This window comes from Amycolatopsis sp. 2-15 (assembly GCF_030285625.1).
GTDB classification, from domain to species: domain Bacteria; phylum Actinomycetota; class Actinomycetes; order Mycobacteriales; family Pseudonocardiaceae; genus Amycolatopsis; species Amycolatopsis carbonis.
In genome coordinates this window covers 8581366-8595332 of the sequence record NZ_CP127294.1, presented here as the reverse complement: position 1 = coordinate 8595332, position 13967 = coordinate 8581366, and the positions used below count along the sequence as shown (strand labels likewise).

Below are 13967 nucleotides of genomic sequence, written 5' to 3'. Positions count from 1 at the left end.
GCCTTCCGGGGGAGATCAGGCGTCCAGCACGCGCTGGAAGCCGTCGGCGACGAGGTTGACGGCGACGACCAGCGTCGCCAGCGCCAATGCGGGGAACAGGACGATCCACGGCGCGACCTGCAGGTAGACCTGGCCCAGCGAGATCGTGAGACCCCAGTCCGGCGACGGCTGCTGGATGCCGAGCGTGAGGAACGACAGCGTTGCCGACGTGAAGATGGCGTAGCCGAGCCGGACCGTGCCTTCGACGATGATCGGACCGGTCACGTTCGGCAGGATCTCGGTGAACATGATCTTCGGGCCCGACGCGCCGGCCAGCTTGGCGGCGGCGACGTACTCGAGCTCCCGCTGCGTGAGCACCGCCGCGCGCACTGTCCGGGCGACGCCGGGGACGAAGGTGACCGCGATCAGCAGGATCACCGGCAGCTCGCCGGAACCCAGCACCGTGAGCACGAGCACGGCGATGATCACGAGCGGGAACGCGAGCACCGCGTCGACGATGCGCATCGCGACGTCGTCGAGCACGCCGCGGTAGTACCCGGTGAACAGGCCCAGCACGACGCCGCCGAGGAGGCCGAGCGCGGTGGCCGCAGGAGCGATGGTGAGCACCGGGGAGGCGCCGGCGAGCAGGCGCGAGAACACGTCGCGACCGAGGTTGTCCGTTCCGAACAAGTGGACACCCGACGGGCCCTGCAGTGTCTGCGGGAAGATCTGCTGCGGATCGTGGGGGGCGAAGGCATGCCAGAAGATGGCGTCGACGACCCAGAACAGCAGGATCACCCCACCGATCAGGAACGTGGGGGAGCGCAGCAGACCGCGCACGATCTCGCGCCGGCGGGCCTTCGCGGCCGTGGACGCCTGGCGGGGCGCCGCCTGGCCGGTGGCAGGCACGGCCATCGTCTCCGTTGACGTCATGAAAGCTCCTTCTCGTCCGGCCGGGTCACGCCGCAGCGAGCCGGATGCGGGGGTTGAGCACGCCGTAGAGGAGGTCGGCGCAGAGGTTCGCCACGGTGTAGATCACGGCGATCACGAGCACGGCCGCCTCGAGTACCGGGAGGTCGTGTCCGGTCGCCGAGGTGTAGATGAGCTGGCCGATGCCGGGGTAGTTGAAGAGCTTCTCGACTACGACGAGGCCGCCGACGGCGTACCCGACTTGGGCGCTGACGACCGTGATGGCCGGCAGCAGCGAGTTACGCAGGACGTGCTTGCCGATGACGCGGCCCGGTTTCAGTCCTTTGAGGACGGCTGTGCGCACATACGCGGATTCGAGCACGTCGACCGTCCCGGCGCGCGCCATGCGCGAGATGTAGCCGAAGAGGACGAACATCAGCGGGATCGCCGGCAGCATGAACTGTCGGAACACGTCCACGATGTTGGGCAGCGGCACCGAGGACGAGACCGGGAACCACTTGAACGACACGCCGAACACCACGAGCAGGACCGTTCCGGCGACGAACTCGGGCAGGGCGATGAGGGACAGCCCGGTCACGGAGATCGCGCGGTCCGTGAACTTGTCCCGCCTAAGGGCTGCCAGCACGCCGAAGCCGAGCGAGATCGGCACGGCGATGACGAGCGCGAACCCGCCGAGCAGCAGCGAGTCGCCGAGGTGCCCGAGCACGAGACCCGTGACCGGTTCCTGCAGGAGGTAGGACTTGCCCCAGTCGCCGTGGAGAAAGCCCCACATGTAGTCCAGGTAGCGCACGGGCAGGGGCCGGTCGAGCCCGAGCGTGTGGTTCAACTGCGCGACCTGGTCGTTGGTCGCGTACGGTCCGAGGATCGTGCGTCCCACATCGCCGGGGAGCACTTGCGAGACCGCGAACACGATGATCGACACGAGCAGGAGCGTCAGCACGCTCAGCCCGAGCCGTTTGGTGATGAATCCGATCATGTCTGAGCCCAGCCTGTCGTCTGGTGGGGCGCACCCGGGGAGAACGCCGGGGATGGCTTGTCACGGGCGAGTACCGCGTCCGGCCCGTTGATATTCTGTATAGCGTATCTGTCGACCAAGAGGGAAGCAACGGGCTGCCGCGGTCTCGCCGTGTTACGTTCTTGTTGCTCCGTGTGTAACAATATTGCTGGTCAAGGCGTAATAGTGCGTTGCAGGTGGACGCCGTCGCGTGGGGGATTGTGCTCTGCAGGCTGAAGGAGCTAACTTATATGGAATATCAAATCCCGATCTGAGTCTGAGGATCGGAACCCGGTGACGCCGTTCGGTGCGCCCCGAGTGAGGAACTGCCGATGGACGACTACGAGTACCACCTGTTCGAAGAGGTGCGGGCCCGGCGGCTGAGCAGACGCGGATTCCTGCGTCGGGCCAGTGTGCTGGGGCTCGGCTTGCCGGCCGCGTCGGCAATCCTCTCGGCCTGCGGTCAAGGCGGTGGCATCAACTCCGTGCCGGCGGTCGGCCCGCCTCGCCGAGGTGGCACGGCGAATGTCGCGATCACTCGGCCGGCCTCGCTCGTGGACCCGGTGACGCTCTACAACCAGGGCGGTCAGACGACAGCGCAGATCGCCGGTGAATACCTGTGCTTCCCGCGCGCCGACTACACCCTGGACCCGCGGCTCGCGGTGTCGTGGTCGGCCAAGCGACCGGACACGTGGACCTTCGTACTACGCCAGGGGGTGAAGTGGCACGACGGCAAGCCCTTCACCGCGGATGATGTCGTGTACACGATGAACCTGCTGACGGACCCGAAGGTCAACTCGTCGGCTCTGTCGGCGTTCAAGGGGATCTTCTCGCACGGCAACATCGAGAAGGTCGACGACCACACGGTCACGTTCCACCTCGACCAGCCGTTCGTGGACTTCCCCTATCTCGTCTCGGCATTCAACTTCAACGCGATCATCCTGCCGAAGAACTACCAGATCGGTGATTTCGCGAAGGGGCGCGTCGGGACTGGTGCCTTCGTCATGACCGGCTATCAGCCAGAGACCGGCGCCACCTTCGCGCGCAACCCCGATTACTGGGACAAGCGCTACCCCTACCTGGACAACCTGCGCCTCACCTACTACGCGGATGACAGCACCATCGCCCTCAACATGCAGGGTGGTAGGGAAAACGTGTGGCCGATCGCCCCGCACCAGAGTGCGCAGGCCCTGCAGGAAACCCCGAACCTGAAGATCATCAAGAGTCCGTCCAGCGAGTACCGCGGCTTCCACATGCGGACGGATCAGGCGCCGTTCGACAATCCGCTGGTGCGCCAGGCCGTGGCCGCCTGTTTCGACCGGCCCGCGCTGGTTCAGGCGCTGCTCGGAGGTGATGGCGAGCTCGGCAACGACCACTCGTTCGCGCCGGTCTTCCCGGTGTCGAAGCAGGCGATTGCCCAGATTCCCCAGCGGAAGCAGGATTACGCGCTGGCGAAGTCCCTGCTCGCCCGCGCCGGGCACCCGAACGGTTTCCCGGTCACGCTGACCACCGAGCAGTACCTGGAGATCCCGCAGTACGCGGTCCTGGCGCAGCAGGCGCTGAAGCCGGCGGGAATCAACCTGCAGCTCAACGTGCAGCAGCAGAGTGCCTACTACGGCACGGGCAACAGTCAGCCCTGGCTCGAAGTGCCGATGGGCATCGTCGACTGGGGTGCGCGCGGTGTCCCGAGCCAGGCCATCCTGCCCGCATACACCTCGGGTGGCATCTGGAACGCCGCGCACTGGAAAGACCCCGGCTTCGACCGCGCCTTCGCCGATCTCAACGCCTCGCTGGACGAGCAGACCCGGCTCAAGGCCGCCGCGCGGATGGCCGCGATCCAGCACGATCAGGTGCCGGCGATCATCGGCTACTGGATCAAGAACCTGCGCGTGACGGGCGTGTCCATCGGCGGTCTGGCCGAAGGCCCCGCGAACCACTTCGACCCGCGAACCCTTTGGAGCGCAGTATGACCACGGCGATCGGGCTGGTCGGCCTCGGCTGGATCGGCGACAGTCACCTCACGGACCTCGCCGCTCGTGCGGACGTGGAGATCCAGGCGGTGTGCGATGTGGATGCCGCGCGGACGGCGGAGTTCGCGGGACGGTACGACGCCCGGGCTTGTAAGGACGTCGACGAGTTGCTCGCTACTGAGCTCGACGCCGTGTGGATCTGTACTCCGCCGCAACACCACCTGGCGCCGGCGCGGCAGGCCCTCGCTCGCGGGATCCCGGTCTACCTCGAGAAGCCCGTCGCCCGCGATCTGGCCGAGGCGACGGAGCTGACCCGGCTCGCGGAGGAGTCGGGTGTGGTGTGCGCCGTCGGTTACCAGTGGCGCGCAATCGAACTGCTCGACGCCGTGCGCTCGGAGCTGGCGTCTTCCGACGTCGTGAGCCTGTCCGGCTACAGCGTGGGTCCGACCGCGGCCCGGCCCTGGTTCCTCGATCAGGCCCAGGGTGGTGGCAATCTCCTGGAACGCGGGAGCCACCAGATCGACCTGGCGCGGGCTGTGGCCGGTGAGGTCGAATCGGTGCTCGCCGTCGGCAGCGCTGTGCGTGTCGACCGGCCCGGTGTCGCCGCGCGGAACATCGACGACGCGCTCACCCTGGTGCTGCGTATGACCAGCGGCGCCGTCGCGACCGTCGTGATCGCCTGGACTCCGGCGGACGTGCCGGGCCGCTACGGACTGGACGTCGTCACGGACTCCGGGGTGCTGCGGATGGCGCTCGACCCGGAGTTCAGGCTGACCGGACGCAACCGCGGTCTGGAAGTGTCCGCAGGGGTGACCGAAGAGCCGTTCAGCGCGTCGAACTCGCGGTTCCTCGCCGCGGTGAAGGCGGGTGATCCCGCCGCGGTGGCCTGCACCCCCGCGGATGCCCTGGCCACTCTGCGGGTCGCGCTCGCGGGGGAAGAAGCGCTCGCGACCGGACGAACGGTCACGGTCTCGTGACCGCACCGAACGTCGTCGTCACGGGCGCGACCTCGGGAATCGGGCGCGCCGTGACGCAGCTGTGCCTCGCCACGGGCGCGCGCGTGGCCGGCCTCGACCTCGGCGCCGGTGCCGCACATCCCGGTTACGAGGAGACGTACGTTCCGCTGGCGGCCGACGTGTCGGACGAGGGGTCGGTGAGCGCGGCGGCCGCGGGGATTCGGACTGAGTTCGACGGCGTCGACTGGCTCGTCAACTGTGCCGGGATCGGCGGGTACACCGGCGACGTCACCGAGACCTCACCGGAGTCCTGGCGGCGAACGCTGGAGGTGAACCTGACCGGTGCGTACCTGGTGTCCCGCGCGGTGTTGCCCCTGATGCGTGGCAGGTCGGGCGCGGCCGTCGTCCACGTCAGCTCGCAGTACGGCATGGTCGGCGGCGCCGGGTTTCCGGCGTACTGCGCGGCGAAAGCCGGCCTGATCGGGCTCACCCGGGCAATGGCCGTCGACCACGCGCCGGACGGGATCCGCGTCAACTGCGTGTGCCCGGGGCCGACCGACACTCCGATGCTCGCGCGCAGCGGCCGGGACGAAACCGGCGGCCGCGAAGCCGAGCGCGTGCGGGAACGGAACTTGTTCGGCACCCCTGCGCCGCCGCAGGACGTCGCCGAGACGATCGCGTTCCTGCTGGGACCGGGATCGGCCTCGATGACCGGTGCCGTCGTCCCCGTGGACGGCGGCTGGACCGCAGGGTGAATCACGAGAGGGAGCGGATAGTGGCAGAGACCACGCGCGTACGGGATTTCGTCGGGTACGGGCGGAACGCCCCGCGGGTGCGGTGGCCCGGCGAGGAGAAGCTGGTCATCAACATCGTCGTCAACTACGAGGAGGGCTCGGAGTACTCCGTACTCGACGGCGACGACCACAACGACGGTTGGGGCGAGTACGACTACGAAGTCGACCCGGCGATCCGGGACTTCGGCAGCGAGACGCATTACGAGTTCGGCAGCCGGGTCGGCATCTGGCGGCTGGCCCGGCTGTTCGACCGGTTCGACGTGCCGGTCACGATCGGCGCGTGCGCCACGGCGCTGGAGCGCAATCCCGAAGTGGCCCAATGGGTTCGGGAGAGCCGGCACGACGTGATCGGCCACGGCTACCGATGGCTCGAGTACAACCGCGTGGACCGCGAGGTGGAACGTGAGCACCTGCGGCTGGCCGTCGAGTCGCTCGAACGCACGACGGGGGAGCGGCCACTCGGCTGGTACCTGCGGTCGTTCCCGAGCGAGCACACGCTCGACCTGCTCGTCGAGCAAGGCGGCTTCCTCTACGACTCCGACGTGTGCAACGACGAGCTGCCCTACTTCATGGAAGTGTCCGGGCAGCAGCTGCTGATGGTGCCGTACTCGAAGGTCTACAACGACACTCGCTACCTGTTGAACCCGACATACGGCTCGCCTTCACAGTTCTTCGAGAGCATGCGCCTCGGGATCGACTACCTCTGCGACGAGATCGACCACGGGCTCGGGCCCAGGATGCTCACGGTCGGGCTCCACCCGCGGTGGAGCGGGCAGGCGAACCGGGCGAGCGCCGTGCGGGATCTGCTGGAGTACGTGTCGGGCAAGGAAGGTGTGTCGTTCATGCGGCGCCTCGATATCGCGCGCTGGTGGCTGGACCACCACGCCGAGTGGACGGGGGCTCGATGACCGCGGTACCGCTCGCCGTCGCGAGCGCGGCGCTGCCGGACCAGGATCCGCGGCGGCTGTGCGCAGTCGCCGCGGAGCACGGGCTCGACGGCGTCGAGTGGGGCGTCGGGGTGGGGCATGCCCTGGCGCTCACCGCTTCGGACGCCCAGCTCGCCGCCGTGGCCGGCGCCGCCGAGGAAACCGGGCTCGCCTGCGCGGGCGTGGCGGTGCACGAACCGGACGCCCTCGCCTACCCCGGCCCGCTGTGGCAGCGGGTGTGCGAGCTGGCCGTGGCGCTCCACGCCCCGCACGTGCGGGTCTACGCGACAGGCCACGGCACCGACTTCGACACCGACTTCACCGGCCTGCGCTCGCAGCTGGCGGACAAGGCCGCGGAATGCGCTGCGCGTGGTGTGCGGCTCCTGCTCGAGCCCGCTCCCAGCACGCTGGTGCCGGATCCGTCGCTCGCGCGGCGGGCGCTGTCCGAAGTGGACGTCGACCACGTCGGTGTGGTCTACGACCCAGGCAGCCTCGCCCGCGAGGGGTGGCAGGACCCGTTCCTGGCCACCGGTGTGCTGGGGCCGCTGTTGCGGCACGTACACGTGAAGAACGTCGCGCCCGAGCGGGCGGAGGACGGGACTTGGGTGTGGCGGCGTACGGCGCTGGACACCGGGATCGTCGACTGGCCGCGGGTGTCGGACGCGCTCGAAGCGGCCGGCTACTCCGGTTGGTTCGTGCTGGACCACCTGAGCTCCCAGGAGTCCGGCAGCCTGGCCACCGATCTTGTCCAGCTGAGGAAACTGACGGAGATGAGCCGAACGTGAGCGACCTCAGCGGACGGGTGGCCGTGGTGACCGGGGCGGCGTCCGGGATCGGCCGGGCCATCGCGTTGTGCTTCGCCGAAGCCGGTGCGCACGTCGTGGTCGCGGACCGGGTGCGTGAAGCGTGGCACGGTGGCGAGCCGACCGACGAGCTCGCGGAGAGTGCCGTCTTCGTGGAGTGCGATCTGGCCGATCCGGTCGCGGTGGACGGCCTGGTGCCCGTAGCCGTCGCACGCTTCGGGCGGCTGGACGTGCTCGTGAACAACGCCGCGACAAGCGTCGGGCACGAGCTCCTCGAGACGACAGACGACGAGTGGAACCGGGTTCTCGCTGTCAACCTGACGGCGCCGTTCGTGCTCAGCCGTGCGGCGGTGCGGCAGATGCTGGCCCAGGAAGGGCGGCCGGAGGTCCGCGGCCGCATCGTGAACGTGACGTCGCAACACGGGATCGTAGCGGCGCGCGAGGACACCGCCTACGGCGTGTCGAAGGCCGCCTTGAGCCAGCTGACGCGCCAGATTGCGGCCGAGTACGCAGGGCGCGGCATCGTCTGCAACGCCGTGGCGCCCGGCAAGATCGAAACCGGCCCGAGTCCGCGCGCCGGCGACCCTGCGTGGCAGGAGTACTGGACGAGCCGCACTCCGTGGCCGCGCCTCGGCCGTCCCGAGGACGTCGCCCGCGCTGCGCTGTACCTGGCCGGTGACGACGCCAGCTACATCACGGGTACGACGTTGATGGTCGATGGCGGCTGGACCGCCCGCTGACCGGACCGGTGGTGTGGCGATCAGCCCGTCACGCCACCGGTCCACCCGACGACGACGTGGTCAGGCGTGCTGCGGCGCCCCGTGGTCGGTCAGATACGCCACCACGTTGTCTCCGACTGACCGTACGTGTTCTTCCATGAGCTTGCTCGAGAGCTCGACGTCGCCGTCCAGCAGCGCCTTCGAAATGGCCATGTGCTGGCTCGCGCAAACCGGCGAGGCATCGATGCCGGGAAGGTCGCGCTGGCGCAGCGCGATGATCATCGCGTTCGCGTCGTCGATGAGGCGCGCGAGCCTGGCATTGCCGGTGGCCCGCGCGATCGTCGTGTGGAAGGCCTCGTCGGCGGCGCGGTACGCGGCGAAGTCGCGCTGGTCCGCGGCGACCACGGTGCGCTCGGCCTCGTGCCTGGCGGCGAGGAGGACGTCGCGGTGACCGCGCTCGGCGGCCAGGCGCGCGGACTTCATCTCGAGCGCTTCACGCACCTCGTACGCGTCCCGCAGCCGGACCGCGGACGGTGTGACGATGCGGTCCGCGCGAGGGCCGTCGGACTCGACCAAACCGACCTCCTTGAGGCGCAGCAGCGCCTCGCGCACCGGTGTCTTGCTGACACCGAGCTGCTTGGCGAGGCCGGCTTCGGTGACGCGGCTCGCGGCGGGCAGCTTCCCGTCCACGATGGCCTGGCGGATGGTGTTGTAGACCGACATCGCGAGACTGTCGGGACGGGGTGCGAGACCGAGCGAAGCCTCGCCCGCGCTCTCCTCGGTCCTGTGCGTGAGTTCCGTCATCGCGTCTTCCCTCCCCTTTCCGGAATCAAGTGCCGTCCCGGCTCCCCGGAACCGGTGAACTCGCCTTCGTGCACCAGTTCGCGCCCGCGCGTCCAGACCGAGCGGATCCGGCCGCGTACCGCCGTGCCCGCGTATGGGCTGATGCTCGTGCCGTCGGCGAACGAGGACTCGTCCGCCACCCACCTCTCAGCAGGATCCCACAACACCAGGTCGGCGTCGGCGCCCGGCGCGATCCGGCCCTTGCCGGGGTGGCCGAAGGCGTCGGCCGGACCGGTGCAGAGAACGTGCACGAGACGGTCCAGCGGGACGCCGTTGTCGAGGCCCCACGACAGCATCAGCGGCAGTCGCGCCCCGATGCCGGGGATGCCGTAATGAGCGTCGCCGCACGGCGAGATCCGCCGGTCGACTTCGGTTCGCTCCTGCGAGTGGTCGGAGCCGATCGTGTCCAAGGTTCCGTCGCGCAGCGCTTCGCGAACGGCGGCGACGTGGTCTTCGGCTCGCAGCGGGGGAGCCACGAGCAGTGCGCCCGCGCGAGGCCCGTCGTACTCGTCTTCGGTGAACAGCAGGTGGTGGAGGCAGGCTTCGGCGGTCACTTCGGTCTCACCGGCCACTCGCGAGGCCCGCACGTGGTCGATCGCCTGGCGGCTCGACAGGTGCGTCACGTAGAGACGTCCGCCGGCGAGCCCGGAGATCCCGAGTGCCCGGCGCACGGCGACCTCCTCGAGCACCGGTGGGCGCACACCGCCGAACGTGCGCGGCCCGCGGCGACCCTCGGCCGAGGCTTCTTCGACGAGCGCCTCGACCATCTCGCCGTCCTCGCAGTGGACCTGGACCGGCAGGCCGACGGCCTTCGCCGCCAGCATCGTGCGGTACAGCCCGTCCCCGGTCGCCATGATCCCCAGCTCGGGGTAGGCGAGGAAGACCTTCACGGCGTCGGCGCCGAGCTCGGCCAGCTCGGCCACGTCGGCGACGGTGAGCTCGTTGGGGCGGTAGCACATCGCGTGCAGGCCGAGGTCCACGGCTGCGAGGTCCTGCGCCACGAGGTCCTGGGCCCGGTTGAACGCCGACACGGTCGCCTCGCCGTCCTCGGGCAGGGAGAACGACAGCGCGGTGGTGGTTCCGCCGAGCGCGGCCGCGCGGGTCGACGGGGTAAGTCCCGCCATGAGGTGACAGTGCGGATCGACTCCACCGGGCAGGACGTGCAGGCCGTCGGCGTCCACGACCCGCTCGGCGCTCACGGTCCCGGGCTCTTGGATCGCGACGATCCGGCCATCGGACACGGCCACGTCGGCGAGCCGCGTGCCCGTGGGCGTGGTCACCAGGCCGCCGCGAAATGCGAGCTTCACATCGTGCACGTCCTGAGGTTAGCATGACGGAACTTCATACAGCGAATATGTTATGCGCTGTCCCCACTGTGAGAGGTGTCCATGGATCTCGGTCTTTCGGAACGCGTGTACGTGGTGACCGGCGGTACGAGCGGGTTGGGCTACGCCACGGCGGAGGCGCTCGTCCGCGACGGAGCGAAGGTCGTCGTCTCGTCGCGCGACGAGGAAAAGGTCGCGAAGGCCGTCGCTTCGCTGGGGGACGCGGCGACCGGGGTCGCCGTCGACAACGCCGATCCCGACGCTCCGCGCCTGCTCACCGAGGCCGCACTGGCGGCGTTCGGCCGCGTCGACGGCGCCCTGGTGAGCGTCGGCGGGCCCAAGCCCGGGGTCACCACGGCCGTCAGCGACGAGGTGTGGCGGCAGTCGTTCGAGAGCATCTTCCTCGGTACGGTCCGGCTCGTGCGTCACCTGGCTCCGCTGCTCGCGAAGAGCGAGGACCGGGCCGACGGCGGGGCGATCGCCTTCGTCCTGTCGAGCTCGGCCAAGACGCCGCTGCCACGGCTCTCGGTGTCCAACGGGCTGCGCGCGGGTCTGGGCATGCTGGTGAAGGACCTGTCCGACGAACTCGGCCCTCAGGACACGCGCGTACTCGGCCTCTTGCCCGGCAAGGTGCTCACGGACCGCACTCTCGCACTCGAGAAGGGTGACCCGGAGGCTCGGGCGCGGGCGGAAGCGGCGATCCCACTGCGCCGCCTCGGCGACCCGGCCGAGTTCGGACGCATGGCCGCGGTCCTGCTCTCGCCGGCCGCGTCCTACGTGACCGGGAGCCTGGTCTCGATCGACGGCGGAGCCATCCGCGCGCTGTGACCACTCGGGCGGCAACGGCCTTCCGGCGAGCTCATCGAGGAGGACGACAGCCATCAGTTCTCCGTCCACCGGCCCGAAGCGGGCGAGGGCTTGCCGGTGGACTCGGGTGACGACCAGCTCCGGAACGGTGTGGACCAAGAGAACGTCCGCTCGTTGCTGATCGCCGGCAGGACCCGGTCCGCCGGCTCGGAGCCCGCATCGTGAGCGCGGCGCGGCGGGCACCTTGACGCGCAGGCCGGGCCCCTGTGAAAGCACCGTCTGGGTCCTGGCGGAAGAGCACGGCGGTGCCCGGCCTCCGCCCGTGCCCGGGAGACACGTCACAGCGCCTCGCCGCGGCGACCTGGCCCCGTAAGGTGACGGGAATGGTCGGGCACACAGACGGCGGGGCGGGATGAGCCGCCGCACGACGCAGCTGGCCGGGCTCGACCTCAACCTGCTCGTCGTCCTCCGGGAGCTGCTGCGGGAGCGCAACGTGACCCGCGCGGCGGAGCGGGTCGGTGTCAGCCAGCCGGCGTTGAGCGCGGCTCTGGCGCGGCTGCGGCGGCACTTCGAGGACGATCTGCTGGTCCGGTCCGGGCGCGGCTACGTGCTCACGCCGCTGGCGCGGCAGCTCACGCGTCAGGTCGAGGACGTGTGCGCGGCCGCCGAGCAGCTGTTCGCCACCGGCTCGAGCTTCGCGCCCGACACGTCGGTGCGGGAGTTCACGCTGCTGATGGCCGACTACACGCTCACCGTGATCGGGCAATCCCTCGCCGAGCTGTTCGAGCGGGAGGCGCCACGCGCCCGGCTGCGGATCCGGCTCGTCCGTGAGTCGCTCAGCGCCGACCTGCCCCGGGTCGTCCGGTTCGTCGACGGGGTGATCGCGCCGCCGATCGAGTTGGAGGAGCAGCCCAAGCTCCGGTCGGCCGAGCTGTTCCGCGACGAGTGGGTGTGTGTCGTGTGGGCGGGCCACGAGCTCGGCGACGCCGCGCTCTCCCTCACCGACCTGCAGCGGCTGGACTGGGTGGTGCCTTATCACCGGGAGCCGGGGGTGGCGCTGCCGCCCGTGCCCCGCCGGCTCGCCGCGCTGGGCATCGCGCCGCGGGTCGCGCTGAGCGTCGAGAGCTACCAGGCCGTGCCCGCGCTGGTGGCCGGCACCCACCGGATCGCGCTGGTGCAACGCCGCCTGGCGCTCCAGTTCGCCGAGCGGTTCGACCTCAGGGTTCTCGAGTGCCCCGGCGAACCGGAGGGGATCGTGGAGAGCCTGTGGTGGCACGACGATCTCGATCCCGACCCGGCGCACGCGTGGCTGCGCGAGGCGCTGAGCGGCATCGGCGAGGGGCTGCGTGACCATAACCCAGGCTGATAATCGGGATCAGCATTTCTGACTTCCGGGCCCTGGTGCGGATTCCTAGACTCTTTCGGTGGCAGCGATATATCGCATCGGTGCGGTATTCGTGATCGGAAGGAATTCCTGGATGTCGATGACCGTACCCCTGACAGAAGAGCGACTGACTCCCGAAGCACGACGATCGGTCATCGGCGGCATCCTCTCGCTGTTCGTCGACAGCTTCGACATCTATCTGCCCGCGCTCGTGCTGCCGGCGGTGATGGACTACTTCGAACCCGCCTCGATGTCGGCCACGACGAAGGTCACCCTCGTGACCGTCATCTTCGTCGTGACCCTGCTGGGGCGGCCGATCGGCGGCCCGATCTTCGGCAATCTGGCCGACCGGATCGGGCGGCGGCGCGTCACCATGATCACCGGGGTCGGGTTCACCGTCGTGACCCTGCTGATCGGCCTCATGCCGGGGTACGCGAGCTGGGGCTACGGGTCGATCGTCGGGCTGATCCTGCTCCGGCTGATCGGTGGGATCTTCCTGGGCGGCGGATACGCGGGGCCGGTTCCGCTGGCCATCGAGCGCTCGCCGATGCGCCGGCGTGGCCTGGTCGGCGGCGTGATGGCCGCCGGAGCGCCCGCGGCGATCACGCTCATCAGCATCATCCAGCTCGTCGTGCTGGAGCGGTTTTCCGGCCCGGCACTGCAATCCTGGGGCTGGCGCATTCCCTTCTTCTTCGGGTTCCTGCTCGGAATTGCCTACGTCGCGTATTACTCGCGCGTCAAAGAGGTTGATCTCGAGGAGCTCAAGAAATCCCGGGAAGGAAATCGCGCGCCGCTTTTCCAGCTGTTCGACCGGAAGAACATCCGCGGTTTCGGCCAGGTTTTCCTCCTGATGACCGGAATGTGGTTCGCCGCGCAGATCGTCCTGTCCTTCATGCCCGGGCTCCTGGTCGGGGTCCTGCACCAGAATCCCTCCGACGTCAGCACCCTGGAGATCATCGCCAACGTCGCCACGATCCTCGGCATGATCGGCGCCGGGGTGTGGGGGCAGCGGATCGGCCGCCGCAAGCTGCTGCTCGGCTGCGCCGTCGCCATCACGATCGGGGCGAGCCTCGCCTACGTGTCGCTCGTGCTGCTCGCACGATCCGGCGCGGGGTTCTTGCCGATCGGGATCGTCGCGATCGTCGCCTTCGTGCTGCCCAACGCCCCGCTCGGGTGCCTGGTCGTGTACCTCAACGAACGCTTCGGCGCCGGCGTCCGCTCCTCGGGTTACGGCACCGTCTACACCCTCAGCCTCATCCTGCCCGCGCTCTACAGCGTGTGGATCACCGTCCTGCAGGCCGTGCTGCCGTACGAGTACACCGCCGTGGTGCTGATCGTGATCGGCGGCGTGCTCTTCTTCGCCGGCGCCTGGATCGGCCCGGAGACCCGGGGCACCGTGCTGCTCGGCGAGCCGGCGGCCGGCCCGGTCGGCCGGCGCGCGGAAACCGCTTCCGAATAGTCCACACCGAACTCCGGGAGGTCACCATCTCCACGAGACCCGAGCTGCGCAGCAACCACCCGGTCGGCTCGCCCCGGT

Annotated in this window: 13 protein-coding genes; 9 read left to right on the top strand and 4 right to left on the bottom strand. The window is 69.4% G+C overall.

Going from position 1 to position 13967, the window contains the following annotated elements:
- Positions 1-15: 15 nt before the first annotated feature.
- Both QRX50_RS42460 and QRX50_RS42455 read right to left on the bottom strand, forming a co-directional pair.
- On the bottom strand, positions 16-912 hold the full coding sequence (locus tag QRX50_RS42460; protein WP_285968728.1) for an ABC transporter permease: 897 nt from the start codon (positions 910-912) through the stop codon (positions 16-18).
- A 25-nt stretch (positions 913-937) separates the two neighbouring features.
- Positions 938-1885, bottom strand: a complete 948-nt coding sequence (locus QRX50_RS42455; protein WP_285968727.1) for an ABC transporter permease — start codon at positions 1883-1885, stop codon at positions 938-940.
- Between the two features lie 350 nt (positions 1886-2235).
- Here QRX50_RS42455 and QRX50_RS42450 point away from each other — a divergent pair, with 350 nt between their 5' ends.
- Genes QRX50_RS42450 through QRX50_RS42425 form a run of 6 tightly spaced genes read left to right on the top strand, consistent with a single transcriptional unit; the run spans position 2236 to position 8092 of the window.
- Positions 2236-3873 (top strand): ABC transporter substrate-binding protein, encoded by a 1638-nt coding sequence (locus tag QRX50_RS42450; protein WP_285968726.1) that lies wholly within the window; start codon positions 2236-2238, stop codon positions 3871-3873.
- The gene (locus QRX50_RS42445; protein ID WP_285968725.1) at positions 3870-4850 is read left to right on the top strand and encodes a Gfo/Idh/MocA family protein; all 981 of its coding nucleotides are present in this window, start codon (positions 3870-3872) and stop codon (positions 4848-4850) included. The genes QRX50_RS42450 and QRX50_RS42445 overlap by 4 nt, the downstream gene beginning before the upstream one ends.
- Positions 4847-5584 (top strand): SDR family NAD(P)-dependent oxidoreductase, encoded by a 738-nt coding sequence (locus QRX50_RS42440; RefSeq protein ID WP_285968724.1) that lies wholly within the window; start codon positions 4847-4849, stop codon positions 5582-5584. The genes QRX50_RS42445 and QRX50_RS42440 overlap by 4 nt, the downstream gene beginning before the upstream one ends.
- A 20-nt stretch (positions 5585-5604) precedes the next feature.
- Entirely contained in the window at positions 5605-6531 is a 927-nt protein-coding gene (locus QRX50_RS42435; RefSeq protein WP_285968723.1) for a polysaccharide deacetylase family protein, read from the top strand.
- Positions 6528-7334, top strand: coding sequence for a sugar phosphate isomerase/epimerase family protein (locus QRX50_RS42430; protein WP_285968722.1), 807 nt, complete (start codon positions 6528-6530; stop codon positions 7332-7334). The genes QRX50_RS42435 and QRX50_RS42430 overlap by 4 nt, the downstream gene beginning before the upstream one ends.
- Positions 7331-8092, top strand: a complete 762-nt coding sequence (locus tag QRX50_RS42425; protein WP_285968721.1) for an SDR family NAD(P)-dependent oxidoreductase — start codon at positions 7331-7333, stop codon at positions 8090-8092. Before QRX50_RS42430 ends, QRX50_RS42425 begins: the two co-directional genes overlap by 4 nt.
- A 60-nt stretch (positions 8093-8152) precedes the next feature.
- On the opposite strand, the gene QRX50_RS42420 is transcribed toward QRX50_RS42425, so the two are convergent.
- Together QRX50_RS42420 and QRX50_RS42415 are read right to left on the bottom strand one after the other, a co-directional pair.
- Positions 8153-8875, bottom strand: a complete 723-nt coding sequence (locus QRX50_RS42420) for a GntR family transcriptional regulator (RefSeq protein WP_285968720.1) — start codon at positions 8873-8875, stop codon at positions 8153-8155.
- Positions 8872-10230: a dihydroorotase gene (locus QRX50_RS42415; protein WP_285968719.1), complete on the bottom strand. Its 1359-nt coding sequence runs from the start codon at positions 10228-10230 to the stop codon at positions 8872-8874. Before QRX50_RS42415 ends, QRX50_RS42420 begins: the two co-directional genes overlap by 4 nt.
- Before the next feature lie 72 nt (positions 10231-10302).
- Between QRX50_RS42415 and QRX50_RS42410 the strand changes: the two genes are divergently transcribed.
- From QRX50_RS42410 to QRX50_RS42400, 3 genes are all read left to right on the top strand, one after another.
- A complete protein-coding gene (locus tag QRX50_RS42410; protein ID WP_285968718.1) occupies positions 10303-11067 on the top strand; it encodes an SDR family oxidoreductase in 765 nt (254 codons plus the stop codon).
- Between the two features lie 391 nt (positions 11068-11458).
- The gene (locus QRX50_RS42405; RefSeq protein ID WP_285968717.1) at positions 11459-12412 is read left to right on the top strand and encodes a LysR family transcriptional regulator; all 954 of its coding nucleotides are present in this window, start codon (positions 11459-11461) and stop codon (positions 12410-12412) included.
- Between the two features lie 118 nt (positions 12413-12530).
- The gene (locus QRX50_RS42400; RefSeq protein ID WP_285968716.1) at positions 12531-13889 is read left to right on the top strand and encodes an MFS transporter; all 1359 of its coding nucleotides are present in this window, start codon (positions 12531-12533) and stop codon (positions 13887-13889) included.
- The last annotated feature ends 78 nt before the right edge of the window (positions 13890-13967 follow it).

Coding starts and splice junctions, on each gene's coding strand:
- QRX50_RS42400 (WP_285968716.1), top strand. CDS start 12,531: ATGACCGTACCCCTGACAGAAGAGCGACTGACTCCCGAAGCACGACGA.
- QRX50_RS42420 (WP_285968720.1), bottom strand. CDS start 8,875: ATGACGGAACTCACGCACAGGACCGAGGAGAGCGCGGGCGAGGCTTCG.
- QRX50_RS42430 (WP_285968722.1), top strand. CDS start 6,528: ATGACCGCGGTACCGCTCGCCGTCGCGAGCGCGGCGCTGCCGGACCAG.
- QRX50_RS42445 (WP_285968725.1), top strand. CDS start 3,870: ATGACCACGGCGATCGGGCTGGTCGGCCTCGGCTGGATCGGCGACAGT.
- QRX50_RS42405 (WP_285968717.1), top strand. CDS start 11,459: ATGAGCCGCCGCACGACGCAGCTGGCCGGGCTCGACCTCAACCTGCTC.
- QRX50_RS42450 (WP_285968726.1), top strand. CDS start 2,236: ATGGACGACTACGAGTACCACCTGTTCGAAGAGGTGCGGGCCCGGCGG.
- QRX50_RS42460 (WP_285968728.1), bottom strand. CDS start 912: ATGACGTCAACGGAGACGATGGCCGTGCCTGCCACCGGCCAGGCGGCG.
- QRX50_RS42410 (WP_285968718.1), top strand. CDS start 10,303: ATGGATCTCGGTCTTTCGGAACGCGTGTACGTGGTGACCGGCGGTACG.
- QRX50_RS42455 (WP_285968727.1), bottom strand. CDS start 1,885: ATGATCGGATTCATCACCAAACGGCTCGGGCTGAGCGTGCTGACGCTC.